Annotated in this window: 18 protein-coding genes, 3 tRNA genes and 1 pseudogene; 17 read left to right on the top strand and 5 right to left on the bottom strand. The window is 40.2% G+C overall.

Translation table 11 applies throughout. The features are described 5' to 3' along the window. Nucleotides 1-4: 4 nt before the first annotated feature. Together SP60_RS00940 and SP60_RS00935 are read left to right on the top strand one after the other, a co-directional pair. Nucleotides 5-451 (top strand): annotated as a pseudogene (locus tag SP60_RS00940) (phage integrase); the annotation flags it as partial. Continuing rightward, nucleotides 449-967, top strand: coding sequence for a tyrosine-type recombinase/integrase (locus SP60_RS00935; protein WP_470249858.1), 519 nt, complete (start codon nt 449-451; stop codon nt 965-967). The pseudogene SP60_RS00940 and the gene SP60_RS00935, both read left to right, overlap by 3 nt. Before the next feature lie 137 nt (nt 968-1,104). On the opposite strand, the gene SP60_RS00930 is transcribed toward SP60_RS00935, so the two are convergent. The 5 genes from SP60_RS00930 to dnaQ form a co-directional block, all read right to left on the bottom strand. Further along, nucleotides 1,105-1,180 (bottom strand) — tRNA-His (locus SP60_RS00930). A gap of 8 nt (nt 1,181-1,188) precedes the next feature. Continuing rightward, nucleotides 1,189-1,265, bottom strand: a tRNA-Arg gene (locus SP60_RS00925). A 73-nt stretch (nt 1,266-1,338) separates the two neighbouring features. Further along, a tRNA-Pro gene (locus tag SP60_RS00920) sits at nt 1,339-1,415 on the bottom strand. 63 nt (nt 1,416-1,478) lie between these two features. Then, the gene (gene ubiD / locus SP60_RS00915; RefSeq protein ID WP_053950856.1) at nt 1,479-2,945 is read right to left on the bottom strand and encodes a 4-hydroxy-3-polyprenylbenzoate decarboxylase; all 1,467 of its coding nucleotides are present in this window, start codon (nt 2,943-2,945) and stop codon (nt 1,479-1,481) included. Between the two features lie 16 nt (nt 2,946-2,961). Next, the gene (dnaQ, locus tag SP60_RS00910; protein ID WP_053950855.1) at nt 2,962-3,633 is read right to left on the bottom strand and encodes a DNA polymerase III subunit epsilon; all 672 of its coding nucleotides are present in this window, start codon (nt 3,631-3,633) and stop codon (nt 2,962-2,964) included. Between the two features lie 70 nt (nt 3,634-3,703). On the opposite strand from dnaQ, the gene rpoZ reads away from it, so the two are divergent. The 15 genes from rpoZ (at nt 3,704) to acs (ending at nt 21,248) form a co-directional block, all read left to right on the top strand. Continuing rightward, nucleotides 3,704-4,045 (top strand): DNA-directed RNA polymerase subunit omega, encoded by a 342-nt coding sequence (gene rpoZ / locus SP60_RS00905; RefSeq protein WP_053950854.1) that lies wholly within the window; start codon nt 3,704-3,706, stop codon nt 4,043-4,045. Between the two features lie 161 nt (nt 4,046-4,206). After that, nucleotides 4,207-4,896: a GntR family transcriptional regulator gene (locus SP60_RS00900; protein WP_053950853.1), complete on the top strand. Its 690-nt coding sequence runs from the start codon at nt 4,207-4,209 to the stop codon at nt 4,894-4,896. 2 nt (nt 4,897-4,898) lie between these two features. Continuing rightward, complete coding sequence (gene prpB / locus SP60_RS00895) at nt 4,899-5,774, top strand: methylisocitrate lyase (protein WP_053950852.1); 876 nt, start codon at nt 4,899-4,901, stop codon at nt 5,772-5,774. A gap of 2 nt (nt 5,775-5,776) precedes the next feature. Next, nucleotides 5,777-6,937: a bifunctional 2-methylcitrate synthase/citrate synthase gene (gene prpC, locus SP60_RS00890; RefSeq protein WP_053950851.1), complete on the top strand. Its 1,161-nt coding sequence runs from the start codon at nt 5,777-5,779 to the stop codon at nt 6,935-6,937. 34 nt (nt 6,938-6,971) lie between these two features. Continuing rightward, complete coding sequence (acnD, locus tag SP60_RS00885; RefSeq protein WP_053950850.1) at nt 6,972-9,587, top strand: Fe/S-dependent 2-methylisocitrate dehydratase AcnD; 2,616 nt, start codon at nt 6,972-6,974, stop codon at nt 9,585-9,587. After that, nucleotides 9,587-10,765 carry a 2-methylaconitate cis-trans isomerase PrpF gene (gene prpF, locus SP60_RS00880; RefSeq protein WP_053950849.1) on the top strand — a complete coding sequence of 393 codons (1,179 nt, stop codon included), beginning with the start codon at nt 9,587-9,589 and terminating at the stop codon, nt 10,763-10,765. The genes acnD and prpF overlap by 1 nt, the downstream gene beginning before the upstream one ends. Nucleotides 10,766-10,778: 13 nt before the next feature. Then, nucleotides 10,779-12,647 (top strand): propionyl-CoA synthetase, encoded by a 1,869-nt coding sequence (locus tag SP60_RS00875; protein ID WP_053950848.1) that lies wholly within the window; start codon nt 10,779-10,781, stop codon nt 12,645-12,647. Nucleotides 12,648-12,860: 213 nt separating this feature from the next. Beyond that, nucleotides 12,861-13,550, top strand: a complete 690-nt coding sequence (locus SP60_RS00870; protein ID WP_053950847.1) for an IS1595 family transposase — start codon at nt 12,861-12,863, stop codon at nt 13,548-13,550. Between the two features lie 44 nt (nt 13,551-13,594). Next, nucleotides 13,595-14,074: a MarR family winged helix-turn-helix transcriptional regulator gene (locus tag SP60_RS00865; protein WP_053950846.1), complete on the top strand. Its 480-nt coding sequence runs from the start codon at nt 13,595-13,597 to the stop codon at nt 14,072-14,074. A 134-nt stretch (nt 14,075-14,208) separates the two neighbouring features. Continuing rightward, nucleotides 14,209-14,463 (top strand): DUF4212 domain-containing protein, encoded by a 255-nt coding sequence (locus tag SP60_RS00860; protein WP_053950845.1) that lies wholly within the window; start codon nt 14,209-14,211, stop codon nt 14,461-14,463. 16 nt (nt 14,464-14,479) lie between these two features. Next, nucleotides 14,480-16,192 carry a sodium:solute symporter family protein gene (locus SP60_RS00855; protein WP_053950844.1) on the top strand — a complete coding sequence of 571 codons (1,713 nt, stop codon included), beginning with the start codon at nt 14,480-14,482 and terminating at the stop codon, nt 16,190-16,192. A 71-nt stretch (nt 16,193-16,263) separates the two neighbouring features. After that, complete coding sequence (locus SP60_RS00850) at nt 16,264-16,740, top strand: hypothetical protein (protein ID WP_053950843.1); 477 nt, start codon at nt 16,264-16,266, stop codon at nt 16,738-16,740. Between the two features lie 3 nt (nt 16,741-16,743). Further along, nucleotides 16,744-18,576: a putative nucleotidyltransferase substrate binding domain-containing protein gene (locus tag SP60_RS00845; protein ID WP_053950842.1), complete on the top strand. Its 1,833-nt coding sequence runs from the start codon at nt 16,744-16,746 to the stop codon at nt 18,574-18,576. Then, nucleotides 18,573-19,271, top strand: a complete 699-nt coding sequence (locus SP60_RS00840; RefSeq protein ID WP_053950841.1) for an exonuclease domain-containing protein — start codon at nt 18,573-18,575, stop codon at nt 19,269-19,271. Before SP60_RS00845 ends, SP60_RS00840 begins: the two co-directional genes overlap by 4 nt. Nucleotides 19,272-19,334: 63 nt before the next feature. Beyond that, a complete protein-coding gene (gene acs, locus SP60_RS00835) occupies nt 19,335-21,248 on the top strand; it encodes an acetate--CoA ligase (RefSeq protein WP_053950840.1) in 1,914 nt (637 codons plus the stop codon). Nucleotides 21,249-21,250 lie beyond the last annotated feature (2 nt).

The raw sequence follows: 21,250 nt of genomic DNA, 5'->3' as shown, positions 1-21,250 counted from the left end.
TAAAATGATTAGAAAAAATTCAAATGGTACTTTTTGTGCTGATATATCTTTAAGCAGAGGTAAGCGTCATAGGCGAACCTTTAAAACAAGAATTGAGGCTCAAAGATATGAGCGTCATTATTTAAATGAGCTGGATGCTGGTAAGCCGTGGCAGGGTGACAGGCAAGATAATCGTACCTTGTCGCAGCTTGTTGATATTTGGTATGATCTTCACGGGCAAACACTAAAGGATGGACAAGGTAGAGTAGGGTTATTGCAACATACCATTGAAGCACTAGGAAATCCAGTTGCTAAAAATTTAACAGCGCAAGACTTTAGTCACCATAGAGCTAGAAGACTGAAAAAAATTAAACCAAAAACTGCAAATAATGAGTAAACCTATCTATCTAGTATTTTTAATGAATTGAAAAGACTCAATGAAATTAACTATGAGAACCCACTAGTAGACATAAGGCAAATTAAAATTCCTGAACGTGAGCTGTCGTATCTCGAGAATGACGACATTCAAGATTTATTTACAGAGTTAAGACAACATGAGCCTACTTATCAAGCAAGCCTAATATGCTTAACCTGTGGAACCAGATGGGGTGAAGCCAAAGGATTACAGCCAGAACATTTGAAAAATGGAAAAATCAATCTTTTTAATACCAAGAGTGGCAAAAATAGATACATCCCAATTAATAAAGAATTGAATGAAACATTAAATTTCCCATTAGATCAGGCGGATAGTAAATTTTTTGCTAAATGCTTTAAGAAAGTCAAAATTAAAAAAACGGTAGGGCAGAATACTCATATTTTGCGACATACATTTGCCAGTCATTTTATTATGAATGGTGGAGATATTTTGACTTTGCAACGAATATCAGGTCATAGCGATTTAAAAATGACAATGAGATATGCTCACTTATCTCCAAATCATCTTGATGATGTCCTTAAATTTGCACCATCTGTAGAAATTTCTCACTGAAATTAACGCACAATTCTACCTCTTATTTTTAAGCTTAAAAAAAGGAAGAAAGGGAGAAAAATTTTTACATGTTGTCAAAATGTTGTCATTGAAACAGGTAAAAATTTAACTAAACCCTATCGCAATAGGGTGTGTAGTGGGGCGAGAAACGGGGTTTGAACCCGCGACAACCGGAATCACAATCCGGGGCTCTACCAACTGAGCTATTCCCGCCATAAACTTGGTGCGCCCTTCAGGATTCGAACCTGAGGCCTACGGCTTAGAAGGCCGTTGCTCTATCCAGCTGAGCTAAGGGCGCATAAACCTGAAATAGGTGCCTCTCTGTTGAAATCTATAAAGATTTGTAGAGGTTTATGAGCAAATTAATAATATGGTCGGAGTGAAAGGATTTGAACCTTCGACCACCTGGTCCCAAACCAGATACGCTACCAAGCTGCGCTACACTCCGAAAGAAAAGAATTATACTTTGTTAAGTTGAAATGTAAATAGCTAAATTTAGGATTTTTTATAATTAATCAATCTTTAAATCTGACCAGATATCATCCACTCTTTGAATGACGTCACTATCCATCACAATTGGCGTGCCCCACTCTCGATCGGTCTCCCCTGGAAGTTTGTTGGTGGCATCAATACCCATCTTTGAGCCTAGGCCGGAAATGGGCGAGGCAAAATCAAGATAATCAATTGGTGTGTTGTCAATCAGCGTGGTGTCACGCGTTGGATCAACACGTGTGGTCATGGCCCAAATAACCTCTTTCCAATCTTTTACATCAATATCATCATCGACAATAATCACAAATTTGGTGTACATGAATTGACGTAGGAATGACCAGACGCCCATCATTACGCGCTTAGCATGACCGGGATATTGCTTTTTAATACTGACCACAGCCATTCGATAAGAACAAGCTTCTGGTGGTAGGTAAAAATCAGTAATTTCTGGATATTGTTGCTGTAATAAAGGTACAAATACTTCATTAAGCGCAACGCCTAATATTGCTGGCTCATCAATTGGCTTACCCGTATAGGTAGAATGATAAATTGGATTTTTGCGATGGGTGATGCGCTCTACCGTAAATACTGGAAAGCGTTCCACTTCATTATAATAACCCGTGTGATCACCATATGGCCCCTCATCTGCCATCTCGTCTGGATGAATAACACCTTCTAAGATAATTTCAGCATTTTCAGGTACTTGTAAATCGTTGCCAATACAGGTACATACTTTGGTTTTTTTGCCGCGTAATAATCCGGCAAATGCGTATTCACTCAAATTGTCAGGAATAGGGGTTACGGCAGCAAGCGTGGTGGCCGGGTCAGCGCCAATAGCAACCGCTACTGGATAAGGCTTTCCTGGGTATTTTTCACACCAATCTTTAAAGTCCAGCGCACCACCGCGATGCGATAGCCAGCGCATAATAAGCTTGTTTTTACCAATGACTTGTTGACGATAAATACCTAGATTTTGACGTTTTTTCAAAGGGCCTTTAGTGATGGTTAGCCCCCAGGTAATGAGCGGTGCAACATCGCCTGGCCAGCAAGTTTGAATAGGTAGCTGAGATAAATCTACTTCATCACCTTCAATAATAACCTCTTGACACAAACCTTTTTTGACAGTTTTAACCGGCATGTTTAAGACTTTTTTGAGTGTTGGGAGTTTTTCAATAGCGTCTTTTAAACCTTTGGGTGGTTCCGGTTGTTTGAGTTCCGCTAAAAGCTTTCCCAATTCTCTAAGTGCTGCTAAATCTTCTTGACCCATAGCGCTAGCCACACGACCGGTAGTGCCAAATAAATTAGCCAAAACAGGGATACTGGAGCCTTTAACATTTTCAAACAAGAGTGCTGGTCCTTGTTGGTCTAAGGTGCGACGACAAATCTCAGTAATTTCTAAATGAGCATCTACTTCAGTTGTAATGCGTTTTAGTTCTCCGCGCTTTTCAAGCTCAGAGATAAATTCTCGTAAATCTTGGTAATTCATAAAAAATCCTTAATCATTACGTTTGTGAAAAATAATTCTGGTGCGCTTCAAGCTCTTGTGCATTGGCCTCAACTACTTTAATGGTGCCAATGTCACGCTTGACTCGAATAATCTTCTGATTTTTCTGATCTTGTCCATCAGAGGATTGTTCGCTGCTAAATAAAGTAGATTGTCCGCCTGTCATGGCTAGATAAACCTGTGCCAGAATTTGCGCATCGAGTAGTGCACCGTGTACGGTTCGAGCACTGGCGTCAATTTCAAAGCGACGACATAAAGAATCTAGGTTGTGAAGTGTACCCGGACGCTGTTGTTTAGAGAGTTCTAATGAGTCGATAATCGTACATTGATCTTCAATGCGCTCATCAGATCCAAATAATTTAAGTTCATGATTAAGAAATCCTAAGTCAAATGGGGCGTTGTGAATGACCAATGTAGCGCCTTTAATGTAGTCCATAAACTCACTAACAATTTCTTCAAATTTAGGCTTTCCTGTTAGAAATTTATCAGTAATACCATGAATTCGTACCGAATCGCCAACGTTACGTTCAGGCTGGACGTATTGATGGTATTCATTATTCTCAGTAATTTCTCGGTCAACGATTTCAGTGCAGCCGATTTCAATAATACGATGCCCTTCAGAAGGTTCGATGCCGGTGGTTTCAGTATCTAAAACAATTAGTCTTTCCATAAAATATTGCGTTCGTTAATTTTCGTGTAAAATTGATTGATTTTATCATAACTAAAAGTTAGAGAGTATTATGGCAAGAGTAACTGTTGAAGAGTGTTTGGATTTTGTAGATAATCGTTTTGAGCTAGTGTTGGTTGCTGCAAAACGTGCCCACCAGTTGAGCTCAGGCGGTCATAGATCAACTTTAGATGTTGGTAAAGATAAGCCAACAGTGGTTGCGCTTAGAGAAATTGAAGCAGGTCTTATTAATGCGTCGATCTTAACTGAAGAGTACGCTATGGAAGAAGAGCTAACAGCACAGCAAAAGGCGAACGATGCACAAACGACTCAAGAGATTGAAGCGGAATTATCGACATCTGCTGTTGACGAGGGTGTAGATGAGGTAACTGAAGTCACTGATACTAAAGAATGATTTAAAGCTTTTATAGATTGGATAAAAATGACGCTTATGCGTCATTTTTTTTTGCCCGTTTTTTCAAATGGTGATTTTTTATTTTATTATTGTTGACAATAATTACTAAACTTAGTAGAATTTTGCTTAATTTAGTTTTTATTTGAAATATTGTTAACAATATGAGTATTAATTCTTTACAAGCTAGCAAACAGGATACGCTTTCCGAACATGTCTTTGAGCAGATCAAAGAAGATATCATTACTGGCGTCATCCCTCAAGGGCAAAAAATAGGCGAGGCCGACTTGGCTAAATCGTATCATATTAGTCGTGGACCATTGCGCGAAGCTTTGCAAAAGCTGGAATCTATTCATCTGGTAGATCGTCGTCCACACTCTGGCTCTAGAGTGATCACGCTAGATAGCACTATGATGCGAGATGTTTATCAGATGCGCGAAGCTATGGAAGGGTTTGCAACACGATTGGCATGTATTGCCATGTCTCAAGCCGATATTGATAATTTATATCGATTATTAGAAAAGCATGAGAGCTCTATCAAGCGCTCAGAAGGGCAGCGTTATTTTCAAAAGGAAGGGGATTTGGATTTTCATTATTATATTTTTTCCAAATGTCAAAATCAATGGCTGATCGATTATTTGAATAATAAATTGTATCAAGTACTAAGAATGTGCCGTCATCGCACCAGTCAAATGCCCTTTCGAGTAGAGCCCGCTTTGCATGATCATTATGCAATTGTTGATGCTGTTAATAATCGAGATCCTGAGCTAGCAGAGATATTAATGCGTAGACATATTAGTGGTGCGTGGAAAATGGTAGAAAATTTATTAAATCAAGAAGAAAACAAGGAATGAATATGAGTGCAGGCAATGCGTTTCGTCAAGCGGTAGAAGATAACAATCCATTACAGGTCGTTGGTGCAGTTAATGCCTATTCGGCAATTATGGCAGAAAAAGTGGGCCACCAGGCTATATACCTTTCAGGTGGCGGGGTTGCTGCTTGTTCAATGGGTATTCCAGATCTTGGTATTACCACTATGAAGGATGTCTTGGAGGATGCTTATCGCATTACTGATGCTACTGAGTTGCCTTTATTGGTTGATATTGATACAGGCTGGGGCGGCTCTTTTAATATCGCCAGGTGTGTGCGCGAGTTTACTCGTGCGGGTGCGGGCGCTGTTCATATTGAAGATCAGGTTATGCAAAAGCGTTGTGGTCATCGTCCTAATAAGGCGATTATTAGCCAACAAGAAATGGTTGATCGTGTCAAATCTGCTGTTGATGCAAAAACAGATGCGGATTTTGTGATTATGGCACGCACAGATGCGCTAGCGGTTGAAGGCATGCAATCTGCTATTGATCGTGCAGTTGCTTGCGTGGAAGCTGGCGCCGATATGATCTTTCCAGAAGCTATTAATACCTTAAAGCAATACGAGGAGTTTGTTCAGGCGGTCGATGTGCCTGTATTAGCCAATATTACTGAATTTGGCGCAACACCTTTGTTCTCATCTGAAGAGCTTGCGGCTGTTGGTGTCAAACTGCAACTGTACCCTTTAAGTGCATTTCGTGCTATGAGCAAAGCAGCGCTAAATGTCTATGAGCATATTAAAGCCGATGGTCATCAGAATAATGTGGTTGACACAATGCAAACTCGCATGGAGTTGTATGACTTTCTAGGGTATCACGAATACGAACAAAAATTAGACCAACTATTTGCAAGTGAGGAGAAATAACAATGAGTGAGATCAATCAAGCGACACCCGGATTTAAGCCGAAAAAATCAGTTGCCCTTTCAGGTACGCCAGCAGGAAATACTGCGGTATGTACAGTAGGCCGCACCGGCAATGACTTGCATTATCGTGGCTACGATATTCTTGAATTTGCAGAAAAAGCTGAATTTGAAGAAATTGCACACCTTATTATTCACGGCACATTACCTAATGCTTCGCAGCTTAAATTTTATAAAGATAAGTTAAGAGGTATGCGCGGATTACCAACTGCTGTCAAAACTATTTTAGAGAATATTCCGCCATCAGCACATCCAATGGATGTGATGCGTACAGGTTGTTCAGCTATGGGTACTTGTATGACAGAAAAGGACGATCATCCTGAAGCGGAAACGCGAGCTGCTTTAGATCGTCTAATGGCTAGTTTTGGCTCAATGCTGCTTTATTGGTACCATTTTAGTCATAATGGCAAGCGTATTGAAACGCAAACTGATGATGACTCAATTGGCGGACATTTTTTGCATATGCTTCATGGTGAGTCGCCTTCTAAAGAATGGGTAAAAGCCATGCATGTTTCGTTAATACTTTATGCTGAGCATGAGTTTAATGCCTCAACTTTCGCAGGTCGCGTTATCGCTGGCACTGAATCAGACATCCATTCTTGTATTACCGGTGCTATTGGCGCATTACGCGGACCAAAGCATGGTGGTGCAAATGAAGTGGCTTCTGACATTCAAAAACGCTATAACAATGCGGATGAAGCTGAGACAGATATTCGTGAACGCATGGCTAAAAAAGAAATTATTATTGGCTTTGGCCATCCTGTTTACACCGTTTCTGACCCACGTAATGAGGTTATCAAACGCGTCGCCAAACAACTGTCTGAATCTAATGGCAATATGACTATGTTTAAAGTGGCCGAGCGTATTGAATCTGTGATGATGGATGAAAAGAAAATGTTTCCAAATCTAGATTGGTTTTCGGCTGTTTCTTATGAGCAAATGGGTGTTCCAACAGCTATGTTTACGCCACTCTTTGTTATTGCTAGAACAACAGGCTGGGGTGCTCACGTGATTGAGCAGCGTCAAGACGGCAAAATAATTCGCCCATCAGCTAACTACATTGGCCCTGAGAATCTTGACTTTGTGCCTTTGGCCGATCGTGGATAAATAACTATTAATCCAACTAATAATAAAAGGATTTATGAATACAAATTACCGTAAGCAGCTTGAGGGTACAAATTTAGATTACTTTGATACGCGCCAAGCAGTTGAAGCGATTGATTCTGGGTCTTATGCCAGGCTGCCTTATACTTCCCGTATTCTTGCTGAACAATTGGTTCGCCGTTGTCAGCCAGATATGCTGACGGATTCGTTGAAACAACTTATCTATAGCAAGCAAGATTTAGATTTCCCTTGGTATCCTGCTCGTGTTGTTTGTCATGATATTTTAGGACAAACAGCGTTAGTTGACTTGGCAGGTTTGCGTGATGCAATTGCAGATCAAGGTGGAGACCCTTCTAAGGTTAATCCAGTCGTTCCAACTCAATTAATTGTTGACCATTCACTTGCGGTAGAGGCACCTGGTTTTGATGCAGATGCATTTGCCAAAAACCGTGCTATTGAAGATCGTCGCAATAAAGATCGTTTTGAATTTATTGAATGGTGCAAAACTTCTTTTCAAAATGTTGATGTTATTCCTGCGGGTAATGGCATCATGCATCAGATTAATTTGGAAAAAATGTCGCCCGTTATTCAAACACGTGAAGGCGTTGCATTTCCTGATACTTGTGTGGGCACTGATTCACACACGCCACACGTTGATGCGCTTGGTGTCATGGCAATTGGTGTGGGCGGATTAGAGGCGGAAACGGTTATGCTAGGCTTGCCATCTATGATGCGTCTGCCGAATATTATTGGTGTTAAGCTAACGGGTAAGCGTCAAGAGGGTATTACTGCCACTGACGTGGTATTAGCGATCACTGAGTTTTTACGTAATCAGAAAGTGGTGTCGGCTTATCTTGAATTCTTTGGCGAGGGTGCTAAAAGCTTAACCATTGGAGATCGTGCAACTATCTCTAATATGACGCCTGAGTATGGCGCTTCCGCAGGTTTGTTCTACATTGATGAGCAAACCATTGACTATTTAAAGCTAACGGGTCGTGAACCTGAACAGGTGGCTTTAGTTGAGCAGTATGCAAAAGAAACAGGTCTTTGGGTGGATGATCTAGTTGATGCTCAATACCAGCGTGTACTAACGTTTGATCTATCATCGGTTGGGCGCAATATGGCTGGCCCATCAAACCCTCACCGTCGATTGGCAACTGCCAACCTTACATCAAGTGGCATCGCAAAAGAGCTTGATAAGGCTCAGGCTGAAGAAGCTAAAGGCAGAATGCCTGACGGCGCTGTTATTATTGCCGCCATTACCTCTTGTACCAACACTTCTAATCCACGCAATGTTGTTGCTGCTGGTTTGGTTGCACGCAAGGCAAATGAGCTTGGCTTGGTTCGAAAGCCTTGGGTTAAGACTTCGTTTGCGCCAGGCTCAAAAGTTGCTGAACTGTACCTAAAAGAGGCGGGTTTATTGAGCGAGCTTGAAGCACTTGGTTTTGGTATTGTAGGGTTTGCCTGCACGACTTGTAACGGCATGTCTGGCGCACTTGATCCTGTTATTCGAGATGAAATTATTGAGCGTGATTTATATGCAACTGCGGTTCTTTCTGGCAATCGTAACTTTGATGGCCGCATTCATCCTTATGCTAAGCAGGCATTTTTAGCATCACCACCACTGGTTGTTGCTTATGCAATTGCAGGCACTATGCGTTTTGACATCGAGCAAGATAGCCTAGGTAATGATAAAGACGGCAATCCAATTACATTAAAGGATATTTGGCCTACAGACGCAGAAATTGATGAAATTGTAAAAACCAGTGTTAAACCAGAAATGTTTCAACAAATTTATAATCCAATGTTTGATCTTGGCACTATACAAGAAGCAAAGAGTCCTTTATACAACTGGGATGATAAAAGCACTTACATAACTCGCCCGCCTTATTGGGAGGGCGCGCTAGCAGGTGAACGCACTATGAAGAGTATGAGGCCTCTTGCTGTATTGGGTGACAATATCACCACGGATCATTTATCTCCATCAAATGCGATTATGTTAGAAAGCGCTGCAGGTGCTTATTTGCACAAAATGGGCTTACCAGAAGAAGACTTTAACTCTTATGCAACGCATCGTGGCGATCATTTAACAGCGCAACGTGCAACATTTGCCAATCCTAAATTATTGAATGAAATGTGCCGTGATGGCGCTGATGGAAAAACAGGGGAGATTAAACAAGGGTCACTCACTCGTGTTGAGCCAGAAGGCCAAGAAATGCGCATGTGGGAAGCGATTGAAACTTATATGCAGCGCGCACAACCTCTTATTATTGTTGCAGGTGCTGACTACGGCCAAGGCTCATCTCGTGATTGGGCGGCTAAAGGTGTTCGTCTAGCAGGTGTTGAAACAATTATTGCCGAAGGTTTTGAGCGTATTCATCGTACTAACTTGGTGGGTATGGGTGTTCTGCCACTTGAGTTTATTAAAGGTGAAACACGGGTAACTTATAGTATTGATGGCAGTGAAACCTTTGATGTTGAAGGTGAGATTGCACCAGGATCGGATCTAACTGTGAAGATGACTCGTGCTAATGGCGAATTGGTTAATATCCCTGTTAAGTGTCGTTTAGATACGGCAGCAGAAGTGCATGTTTATTCAGCTGGTGGCGTGCTACAACGCTTTGCTCAAGATTTTTTAGAGGAAAATTCATAATGACTTTTGCACCTCAAATTCAAATTCCTGCTACGTATATGCGTGGCGGTACCAGTAAAGGTGTTTTCTTTAATTTAGAAGACTTGCCCGAAGCATGCAAGGTTGCAGGCCCTGCACGTGATGCGATGTTGCTTCGAGTTATTGGTAGTCCTGATCCATACAAAAAACAAACAGACGGCATGGGAGGTGCAACTTCCAGCACTAGCAAAACTGTTATTGTTTCGAAAAGTTCAAAATCAGACCATGATGTTGATTATCTCTTTGGTCAGGTATCTATTGATAAGCCTTTTGTAGATTGGAGTGGTAATTGTGGCAATCTAACAGCTGCAGTTGGCTCTTTTGCAATCAGTAATGGCTTGGTTGATGCAAATCGTATTCCTGAAAATGGGATTGCCACTATTCGTATTTGGCAGAAAAATATCCAAAAAACTATTATTGCTCAAGTGCCTGTAACGAATGGTGAAGTTCAAGAAACTGGTGATTTTGAATTAGATGGGGTAACTTTTCCAGCAGCAGAAGTACAAGTAGAATTTATTAGTCCTGTGGATTCTTCTGATGCTATGTTTCCAACTGGAAATTTAGTGGATGATCTAGAAGTTCCAGGGTTTGGCACCTTTAAGGTGACTATGATTAATGCAGGTATTCCAACAATTTTCTTAAATGCTGAGGCAATCGATTACACTGCTGCAGAGCTTCAGGCTGACATTAATGGCGATAAAAATGCACTAACAATGTTTGAAACTATTCGCAGCTATGGCGCGTTAAAAATGGGTTTGATAGATAGTATTGAAGAAGCGGCTAGTCGTCAACATACCCCCAAAGTTGCTTTTGTGGGTCAAGCAAAAAGCTACACCTCTTCTAGTGGTAAAGAGATCAATGCAGGTGATATTGATTTGAATGTTCGCGCTTTATCCATGGGGCTATTGCACCACGCAATGATGGGTACTGCTGCTGTCGCTATTGGCACAGCCGCCGTTATTCCTGGAACACTGGTCAACCTTGCAGCGGGTGGTGGTGTGCGTAAATCAGCTACCTTTGGGCATCCATCTGGCACTCTAAAAGTGGGCGCAGAGGCGGTGAAGAATAAAGAGGATTGGGTTGTGAATAAAGTGGTTATGAGTCGTAGTGCTAGAGTTTTAATGAAAGGTTCGGTTTATATTCCGGGCAATGTTCAATAATAGGAGATTTAACATGAGCTATCAACAAGAATTAAACGCATCAAAAAACAATCCAGAAGACTTCTGGAAAGAAAAATCAGAAGCGCTTGAATGGTTTAAATCGCCACAAAAGGTTTTAACTCAGGATGAACACGGTATTCATCACTGGTTTGCGGATGGTGAAATGAATACAGCTTATATGGCGCTTGATTATCATGTTGAAAACGGCCGTGCTGATCAAGCAGCCTTGATCTATGATTCACCAGTTACAGATACAAAAAAGACTTACACTTACCGTGAATTGCGTGATGAAGTAGCACAAACTGCAGGTATGTTAAAAGATCTGGGGGTGGGAAAAGGTGATCGTGTGATTGTTTATATGCCGATGATTCCTCAGGCGGCGGTTGCTATGTTGGCTTGTGCTCGTATTGGTGCAATTCATTCGGTGGTTTTTGGTGGCTTTGCTGCACCTGAGCTAGCTCTTAGAATTGATGACGCTAAGCCAAAAGTCATTTTGAGCGCCTCTTGTGGTGTTGAAATAAAGCGCATTATTGAGTACAAGCCATTAATTGACAATGCAATCAAGATTGCTGAACATACGCCAAAAAATGTCGTTGTATACCAACGCCCTGAAGCAACATCTGAGCTTTCTCAAGAGGGTGATCTGGATTGGGTAAAAGTTGTTAGTAAAGCCCAGCCAGTGCAGTGCACACCTGTTAAAGGATCTGATTTACTTTATATTTTGTACACTTCTGGAACTACGGGCAAACCCAAGGGCGTGGTGCGCGAAAATGGTGGACATGCGGTGGCAATGAAATATAGTATGGATGCTATTTATGATATGAATCCGGGTGAGGTTTTTTGGTCTGCTTCTGATGTAGGCTGGGTAGTAGGGCATTCCTATATTGTATACGCACCATTATTGCAAGGCTGTACTACGGTATTTTTTGAAGGAAAACCGATTATGACACCTGATGCGGGTGCTTTTTGGCGAGTGGTTTCTGAGTATAAGGTAAAGGCATTGTTTACTGCACCAACTGCATTTAGAGCGATTAAAAAAGAAGATCCCAAGGGTGAATCTATCAAGCAATACGATCTGTCTTCTTTGGAAACTTTGTTTGCTGCTGGTGAGCGCCTAGATCCACCGACTTATGAATGGCTTAATGAGCAATTTAAATTGCCAGTCATTGATCATTGGTGGCAAACAGAAACAGGTTGGGCGATTTCTGCTAATATGCGAGGCATTGAAAAAATGCCTGTTAAGCCAGGTTCTTCAACCGTACCTGTGCCAGGATTTGATGTGCATATTTTGGATGACAATGGTCAGGAAGTTGCGGCTAATCAGCAAGGTAATATTGCTATTAAGCTGCCTTTGCCTCCTAGTTGTTTAACCAGTGTATGGGGAGATCTTAATCGATTTAAAGCGAGCTATTTAGAAACTTTCCCCGGTTTTTATGTCAGTGGTGATGGTGGTTATATTGATGATGATGGCTATTTATTTGTTATGGGACGTACTGACGATGTGATTAATGTTTCAGGTCACAGGCTGTCTACGGGCGAGATGGAAGAAATTATTGCCACACATCCTGCAGTAGCAGAATGTGCTGTTATTGGTAGAAGTGATGAGTTGAAAGGGCAAATGCCATTAGGTTTTGCTATTTTAAAATCAGGTGTCGAAACAGATCAAGCAGACATTAAGCGTGCATTGGTTCAATTAATGCGAGATAAAATTGGCGCTGTAGCATGTTACAAAGACACTGTTATTGTTGAAAGATTGCCTAAAACACGTTCTGGAAAAATTCTAAGAAAAACACTACGACAATTGGTAGATGGTGAAGATTATGTCATTCCATCAACCATTGACGATCCGGCTATTTTGGATGAGATTCAACAAGCTTTATAAAAAAACAATAGCGTTGTAATTTTCTGCAATAAATACCAAATGGCACGCGACTAACTGCCCATTTTCGGCTTAACATCGTATCATCTAAACACTTGTTAGTTTAATACCTTAAGGCGAATCATTCCTAGATATTATTCATTTTTAGGTATTATTCATTTAAAAATTTGGGTCATGACAACTTAAGCATGTTTAAAAACCTGTTAAAGTACCGTCATGAAAGTAAAAAACAAGTATGTGATTCGTTCACGTATTTCAGAGGCCAAATTTAGGCAAATAATTTTGTTGTTTTCTGAGGATTTGAGTGCAACTCAAATCTCTCATTTAACAAGTTTAAGCAGGCAAACAATTAACAAATATTTAACTGCTATTAGACTTAGAATTTTAGAGTTATCTTTGCTTCAATCTGATCCTTTAGTGGGTCAGATTGAAGTTGACGAAAGTTATTTTGGCGCACGGCGCGTCCGCGGAAAACGCGGCCGTGGTGCCAGGGGTAAAACAATAGTATTTGGTTTATTGAAACGTGGCGATCAAGTGTACACTGAAATAGTTCCAGACTGTAGTAGCGCCACCCTGCAAAGGATTATCAAGGGTAAGACTAGTATTGATAGCGTTATTCATTCAGATGGATGGCGCGGGTATAATGGGTTTGTAGATTTTGGTTATAAGAAGCACTTTAGAGTGCATCATAGTAAGAATGAATTTGCCAGAGGTAATTCACATATTAATGGAATTGAATCATTCTGGGGTTATGCTAAAAATAGATTGGTAAAGTTTAAAGGAATGGATAAAAGTATGTTTAATTTACACTTAAAAGAATGCGAATTTAGATTTAATAATCGCAAGCAAAATATTTATAAAGTTTTGCTTGGAATGTTTAGAAAAGAGTCGCTTAAGTTGTCATGACCCAAAAATTTTATTTTTTAAATGACTGTTAGAGTCAATATAAGATGATTAAGGTTGAAAATACAGAGATTCGCTTCCATGAAAATTGGCCTGATATAGATGTCAATCTAGCCATGGTCGTGCTTAATTTAGGTCGAGCATCTTCTCAATTTAACTTATTGGTAGAGGCGGTTTGTGAGCAGTTTAATCTCTCTGTATTTGAGCTGGAAGTGATGGTACTACTCAGATCTTTCCCTTATCCGCACCGATTAACACCTTCATTATTGTCTAGCTCACTCATGGTCTCTTCAGGAGGTCTAACCAAGGTCTTGATTAAGCTGGAGTCTAAAGGCTATATTGTTAGAGATGCCAACCCAACGGATAAAAGAAGCAAAATTGTTAGACTAACTAAGCTAGGAATTGGCTTTATTGAAAAATATTACCCTCAGGTTCAGTACATGTCCAAACAGTTCTTTGAGTCTAAGCTATCTAAGCGAGAACTAGCGCTACTAACCACTTTGCTAACAAAATTACTCAAAGACTAACACTATTTATTGGATATTTTTCAAGACTTAAATGTATCTTTCTAGAAAGCTATATTAAGGAATGATGATAGTTTATTTCACCCAGGTAAAGTGTGTATCATTTTTCAGTGATTTAATCAAAAAGGGGAGTCTAAATGGCCGGCAACAACAATAGCTACTGGAAAGCTAACATTGCACTAATTGTGAAATGTTTATCAATCTGGTTTGTGGTTTCATATCTATTTGGCATTGTGCTAGTAGATGTTTTAAATACTGTCAGAATGGGCGGATATAAACTAGGATTTTGGTTTGCACAACAAGGTTCAATTTATACGTTCGTAATCTTAGTCTTTTACTATGCGAAAAGCATGGGAAAAATCGACAAAGAGTTTGGCGTTGACGAAAAATAGATAAGGGGAGAAAAATATGGATTTACAAACATTAACGTTTTTATTTGTAGGCGTAACTTTTGCGCTCTACATAGGTATTGCCTTCTGGGCAAGAGCCGGATCGACCAAAGAGTTTTATGTTGCAGGTGGTGGTATTCATCCTGTTGCAAACGGCATGGCGACAGCGGCAGACTGGATGAGTGCAGCGTCATTCATCTCAATGGCGGGTTTAATCGCATTTTATGGATACGGCGGTTCAGTATTCTTAATGGGTTGGACAGGTGGTTATGTACTACTAGCAATGTTACTTGCGCCTTACTTAAGGAAGCATGGTGCATTTACAGTGCCAGAGTTTATCTCTGATCGTTACTACTCAAAAACTGCACGTGTTGTTGCGGTAATTTGTTTAATCATTGCGTCAGTTACTTATGTAATTGGTCAAATGAAGGGTATCGGTGTGGCATTCTCAAGATTCCTAGAAGTGGATTATGAGACAGGCTTAGTATCAGGTATGGTGATTGTTGCTTTCTATGCAACTATGGGTGGTATGAAAGGTATTACATACACGCAAATCGCACAATACGTGATTATGATTATTGCTTATACAATTCCAGCAATCTTTATTTCATTCATGCTAACAGGCAATCCAATTCCTCAGTTAGGCTTAGGTAGTGAAATGGCAGATGGTACGTATCTATTAGATAAGCTCGATCAAGTGGTTACACAACTTGGTTTTGCTGAGTACACGACACAGGCTAGATTAAGCACAACAAACATGTTTGTTTACACGCTATCTCTAATGATTGGTACTGCGGGTCTTCCTCACGTAATCATGAGATTCTTCACTGTATCTTCAGTGAAAGCAGCACGTGAGTCTGCAGGTTGGGCTTTAGTATTTATTGCGCTACTTTACACAACGGCTCCAGCAGTTGCAGCAATGGCAAGATTAAACTTAATGCAAACGATTGATCAGCCTAACGCTGAGCAAAACTTAGCATATGCTGATCGTCCATCTTGGTTTAAAAACTGGGAAACGACTGGTTTGTTAAAGTTTGAAGATAAGAATAACGATGGCTTGATTTCATACACAGGTGATAAGAAAACGAATGAAATGGTAAAAGTTGATAGAGATATCATGGTTCTTGCGAATCCTGAGATCGCTGGCTTGCCGAACTGGGTGATTGCAATTGTTGCAGCCGGTGGTTTAGCAGCAGCATTATCAACAGCGGCTGGTTTATTATTAGCGATTGCGTCTTCGATTTCACATGACTTGTTAAAAGGTGTGTGGAGACCTAATATCACTGAGAAGGAAGAGCTTAGATATTCTAGAATCTCAATGATTGGTGCTATCTTAATTGCAGGTTACTACGGCTTTAATCCTCCGGATTTTGCCGCAGGTACGGTTGCACTAGCCTTTGGTCTAGCAGCATCTAGTATCTTCCCTGCACTGATGATGGGTATCTTCTCTAAGAAGATGAACAAAGAAGGTGCAATTGCAGGTATGCTGTCAGGTATTGGTATTACATTGTTATATGTATTCCAGCACAAGGGCATCATGTTTGTTAAATCAACGTCTTTCTTAGGTGATATGGATCCGAACTGGTTCTTAGGTATTGAGCCTAATGCGTTCGGTGCTATTGGTGCCGTGGTTAACTTCGCTGTTGCGTTCTTTGTAATGAGTCGTACAGCTAAAGTACCTGCAGAGGTTGAGCAGATGGTTGAGAACATTCGTGTTCCAGCATCTAACTAAAAAAACTTTTTAAGTTTTTTACTTTGACACCCGGCAATGCCGGGTGTTTTTTTATTTAAAATAAAGGAATTATGTTTTTTAAAAATAAACACGTTATTACATCAATGATTGTCGCCCCTATCTTGGCGATTATGAGTTATTTTGCAGTCGATTACTATGTGGCTGAAGTCCCTCATAAGGCCAAAGACGGTCAATTGTATAAAATGCTTGCCAAGCCAAATTGTCGCTGGGAAAGTGGCCATTGTGATTTGGTGAATGGCGATTTGGAATTGTTAGTAACTTCTGATACTCAACAATACGGACAAAATCATTTTCGCTTGCAGTCTGAAACCCCTTTGCAAGAAGTTAGTTTTGCTTTGGTTAGCGAGCAGGGTGCTCACTCTCAGCCAGAGTCTATGAGTCTAGTAAAGCCAGGTAATCAACTATGGCAAAGTTCTTTGGTTGATGTTAAAAAATCTGACTATTTACAGTTTGTGATTTCTGTTAGTGGTAGTGTCTTTTATGCAGAAGTGCCCGCTATTTTTACTTATCAGGATAAGGACTATTAAGCCATGGATATTGAAGAGCTAGAAGTTATTGATTTTCTTAAATCGACACTACCACTTGATAGTGCTACCTCTTTGCAGCTTGCGTCTTTAGTTAAGGAAATACAAATTGGCTATAGAAAAAGAAAGCACATTCTAACCCTTAAGCCAGATTTTTTATATTTGGTGCGCAAGGGTGCTGTCCTAATCGAGGATGAAAATGAGCAGTTGTTTTCTATTCTGGGTGAAAGGCAGTGGTTTGGTTATAGTGCTCAATTGGTTTTGTATTCGCATAGTTGCCAAGAAGATACGCTGTTTTACAAAATACCTAAAAAACTATTTTTTGAGTTATTTTCAGAGCAGAGCAACGTCCATCATTTCTTTATTGATGCCGGGTTAGAGTCTAGCATTAAGGTGCAAAATATTGCTAAGCAGAATAGTCTGCTTGATAATTCAGTACTTTCTATGTCACGAGCAAACGATGCCTATACTATTGATTCTAGCACCAGTATTCGTGATGTTGCTCAACTCATGAGTAGTAAAAATGTGACCTCGGTTGTGGTGACAGATGACAATGTATTGAAAGGTATTGTGACTGACAGGGCTTTTTGCACCAAGGTAGCGGCCACTGGGTTAGATATCACATCCCCGGTTAGTGATATTATGACTACCAATCCAATCTCGATTGCGCATTATAAAAGTGGCGTTGAAGCAATGTTATTGATGGCAAATTCACATATTAGGCATTTACCTATTGTGAAAAATAATCAGGTGGTAGGCGTGATTACTGCGGCTGACTTGTTAAGAAAGCAAAGTCATAATGTGGTTTTTCTCATTAATGAAGTGCTAGTTTCTGAGACGGTTGAAGATTTAAAGAAAATATCTGAGCAAGTGCCGCTTTTATTGCAGCATAGCTTTGAATCCAACATGGATGAGCACGATATTACTTACTCAATCAGTTCGGTGGGTCGCTCTATTAATCAGCAGTTATTAAAGCAAGCAGAGGCCTTGTTAGGTCCTGCACCTGTTGCTTATGCGTGGGTGGTAGCGGGCTCTCTTGCAAGATCTGAACAAATTGCACATACCGACCAGGATAATTTACTTATTTTGTCAGATGATTATGATGAAAAATTACATGGAGAGTATTTTTCTAAACTGACTAATTATGTGAGTGATGGTCTTAACGAGTGTGGTTATGTCTATTGTCCGGGCGAGGTTATGGCAACTAATCCTAAATGGCGACAGCGTATTTCTGTTTGGCGCTCCTATTTTAATAGCTGGATATCAAGCCCCGATCCAAAAGCACTGATGTACGCTAGTATTTTCTTTGACTTGAAGTGTATTTATGGCAGCTCTGAGCTACTGGATAATTTGCTACCAAGTGTTTTAAGAAAAACGAAAAAAAATACCATTTTTCAAACACATATGGCACATAACGCTGAGCACTATACACCGCCTTTAGGATTTTTTAGAAATTTTATTGTAGATCGTCATGGTGCGGATAAAAAAACCTTGGATTTAAAAAGAAAGGGTGTGGTTCCCATTGTTGATTTTGCTCGAGTTTATGCATTATCACAGGGAGTTAGGGCGATTAACACCCAAGATAGATTAAGAGAATTGATGGATGTTAGTGCACTTAGCAGTTCTGGCGCCAATGACCTGATTGAGGCTTATAAATTTATTAACTTGGTTCGAATTGAGCATCAATCTAGGCAAATAAAAAATGGACAATCTATTGATAATTTTGTTCCCACTAAAGAGATATCTTCTTTGGATCAGAAGCACCTGAAAGATGCGTTTGATATTGTGTCTAATATGCAATCAGCTATGAGTTCTCAGTATCAAACATCCATATTATGAAAAAATTGGCCTATTACTTATTCCCTAAGTATTACCAAAAAACATTGTTATCGAGGTCTAATTTATCACCTGCACTTAGGCAATATTTACTCAAGCCTTTGATCGATAAAAAAACACCTATTAAAGATATTGAATTTTTAGTGCTTGATTTTGAAACAACTGGATTGAGCCCCGCTAAAGAAAAAATTATTAGCATGGGGTATACCATCATTAAAGATTTGCATTTGTTGGCTGCCTCAAGTCGGCATTTACTCATTAACCCAAAGCAGTCATTAACCGAAGAAAATGTGAGTATTCATCAGTTAACTGATGATGATTTAAGCCAAGGAGTAGGCTTGAATGATGCTATGGATCAACTGTTTAGTGAAATGCGTAATAGAGTGGTAATTGCACATTTTGACAATATTGAGAGAAGATTTATTAATTGCGCTTGTCAAAAATTATACAAAATTAACTGCCTACCTATGGTGATGTTGGACACTTTAAAAATAGAGACTAAAAAAATGATGAATACCAAAGGCTACATTCAGTCAGAAGGTTTGCGTTTGTTTTCTTTAAGAGAGAAATACAATCTGCCAAGATATAAAGCCCATAATGCCATGCAAGATGCCATCTCAACGGCTGAATTATTTTTGGCACAAGTGAGTCATATGGGCGACTCTCACTCGATAGAATTAAAAGACCTGATGTCGTAAATAACTTTCTGGAAAATTAGTTTTTAGGTATTATTAATTTAATTTATTGAATTAGCTATTATTATGTATCCAATTATCCAGTCAGACAAAACCCCTTTATGTGATGAGCAAAAATATGAGTCAATGTATAACGACTCGATTAATAATGCCGATGAATTTTGGGCAACCCAGGCAAAAGAATTCTTGCAGTGGGATAAGGACTGGAATGAAGTTTCTAATGTGGATTACACTCAAGGAAAAATAGAGTGGTTTAAGGGTGGCGAATTAAACGTCGCCTATAATTGTATTGATAGACATCTACCTCATAGAGCTAAGCAAACAGCTATTATCTGGGAGGGTGATGATCCTAATGTGAGTCAAAAAGTGACTTACCAGCAATTACACGATGAAGTGGCAAAGCTTGCTAATGGCTTAAAGAATTTAGGTATCAAAAAAGGCGACCGAGTTTGTATTTACATGCCGATGATTTTAGAGTCTGCTTACGCGATGTTGGCGTGTGCACGTATTGGTGCTATTCACTCGGTTGTATTTGGCGGGTTTTCACCTGAAGCGCTAAAAGACAGAATTCTAGACTCTGAGTGCAAGATTGTGATCACAGCTGACGAAGGTTTGCGAGGCGGTAGATCGACAGCACTTAAAGCAAATGTTGATTTGGCTATTGAAGGTTGCGATTGCATCAGTAAAGTTGTGGTCGTGCAAAATACCAAAGGCTCGGTTGAGTGGGGTGATAAGGATGTTTGGTACCATGATTTAGTAGAAGATGTGCCAAGCGAATGTCCTTGCGAATCGTTTGATGCAGAGACGCCATTGTTTATTCTTTACACCTCTGGATCTACTGGCAAGCCTAAAGGTGTTCTACACACTTCAGGTGGCTATTTGCTGTATGCAGCGATGACACATAAATATGCATTTGATTATCAAGAAGGCGATATTTACTGGTGTACGGCTGATGTGGGCTGGGTAACGGGCCACTCTTATATTGTGTATGGTCCGTTGGCCAATGGTGCAACAACGCTTATGTTTGAAGGTATTCCTACCTATCCAGATGCTTCACGTTTCTGGCAGGTGATTGATAAACATCAGGTTAATACCTTCTATACAGCGCCAACTGCTATTCGTGCACTTATGGGTGCGGGTGATGAGTTTGTTGAAAAAACTGATCGTTCTAGTTTGCGTATTTTGGGTACAGTTGGAGAGCCAATTAACCCAGAGGCTTGGGAATGGTACTACCATACTATTGGCCAGTCTAGATGTCCTGTTGTGGACACTTGGTGGCAAACAGAAACAGGCGGTCATATGATTCTGCCATTACCTTATGCTACTGCTTTAAAACCTGGATCAGCCAGTAAACCTTTCTTTGGTATTGAGCCACAAGTTGTTAACGAGAAAGGCGATATTCTGGAAGGTGAGGCTGAAGGTATTTTGGTACTAGCCAGATCTTGGCCGGGGCAAATGCGTACACTTTACAATAATCATGAGCGCTTTATGGAGGCTTATTTTTCAACCTTCCCAGGCAAATATTTTGCAGGTGATGGTGTGAAGCGTGATGCAGATGGCTATTACTGGATTACTGGGCGAGTTGATGACGTTTTAAATATCTCTGGACATCGTCTAGGCACAGCTGAAATTGAATCAGCACTAGTCTTGCATGAGAGTGTTTCGGAAGCTGCAGTAGTAGGTTATCCGCACGATATTAAAGGACAAGGCGTCTATGCTTATGTCTCTATTATGAGTGGCGTTGAACCAACCGATGCGTTAAAAACAGAGCTAGTTAAGCTAGTACGTAGTGAGATTGGTCCAATTGCAACGGTCGATAAAATCCAGTTTGCACCAGGCCTACCAAAAACACGTAGCGGTAAAATTATGCGCCGAATCTTAAGAAAGATTGCAGAAAATGACTTTGATAATTTGGGCGATACCTCTACTTTGGCAGAGCCAGAAGTAGTGGTAGATCTAATTAATAATCGAATCGCTTAGAC

The organism is Candidatus Thioglobus autotrophicus, from assembly GCF_001293165.1.
Classification (GTDB): domain Bacteria; phylum Pseudomonadota; class Gammaproteobacteria; order PS1; family Pseudothioglobaceae; genus Thioglobus_A; species Thioglobus_A autotrophicus.
The sequence above is the reverse complement of the archived record's forward strand: the minus strand, read 5'-3'. Positions and strand labels throughout refer to the sequence as shown.

Coding starts and splice junctions, on each gene's coding strand:
- prpC (WP_053950851.1), top strand. CDS start 5,777: ATGAGTGAGATCAATCAAGCGACACCCGGATTTAAGCCGAAAAAATCA.
- SP60_RS00900 (WP_053950853.1), top strand. CDS start 4,207: ATGAGTATTAATTCTTTACAAGCTAGCAAACAGGATACGCTTTCCGAA.
- rpoZ (WP_053950854.1), top strand. CDS start 3,704: ATGGCAAGAGTAACTGTTGAAGAGTGTTTGGATTTTGTAGATAATCGT.
- dnaQ (WP_053950855.1), bottom strand. CDS start 3,633: ATGGAAAGACTAATTGTTTTAGATACTGAAACCACCGGCATCGAACCT.
- SP60_RS00845 (WP_053950842.1), top strand. CDS start 16,744: ATGGATATTGAAGAGCTAGAAGTTATTGATTTTCTTAAATCGACACTA.
- prpF (WP_053950849.1), top strand. CDS start 9,587: ATGACTTTTGCACCTCAAATTCAAATTCCTGCTACGTATATGCGTGGC.
- acs (WP_053950840.1), top strand. CDS start 19,335: ATGTATCCAATTATCCAGTCAGACAAAACCCCTTTATGTGATGAGCAA.
- SP60_RS00875 (WP_053950848.1), top strand. CDS start 10,779: ATGAGCTATCAACAAGAATTAAACGCATCAAAAAACAATCCAGAAGAC.
- SP60_RS00860 (WP_053950845.1), top strand. CDS start 14,209: ATGGCCGGCAACAACAATAGCTACTGGAAAGCTAACATTGCACTAATT.
- SP60_RS00855 (WP_053950844.1), top strand. CDS start 14,480: ATGGATTTACAAACATTAACGTTTTTATTTGTAGGCGTAACTTTTGCG.
- ubiD (WP_053950856.1), bottom strand. CDS start 2,945: ATGAATTACCAAGATTTACGAGAATTTATCTCTGAGCTTGAAAAGCGC.
- SP60_RS00870 (WP_053950847.1), top strand. CDS start 12,861: ATGAAAGTAAAAAACAAGTATGTGATTCGTTCACGTATTTCAGAGGCC.
- SP60_RS00865 (WP_053950846.1), top strand. CDS start 13,595: ATGATTAAGGTTGAAAATACAGAGATTCGCTTCCATGAAAATTGGCCT.
- SP60_RS00840 (WP_053950841.1), top strand. CDS start 18,573: ATGAAAAAATTGGCCTATTACTTATTCCCTAAGTATTACCAAAAAACA.
- acnD (WP_053950850.1), top strand. CDS start 6,972: ATGAATACAAATTACCGTAAGCAGCTTGAGGGTACAAATTTAGATTAC.
- SP60_RS00850 (WP_053950843.1), top strand. CDS start 16,264: ATGTTTTTTAAAAATAAACACGTTATTACATCAATGATTGTCGCCCCT.
- prpB (WP_053950852.1), top strand. CDS start 4,899: ATGAGTGCAGGCAATGCGTTTCGTCAAGCGGTAGAAGATAACAATCCA.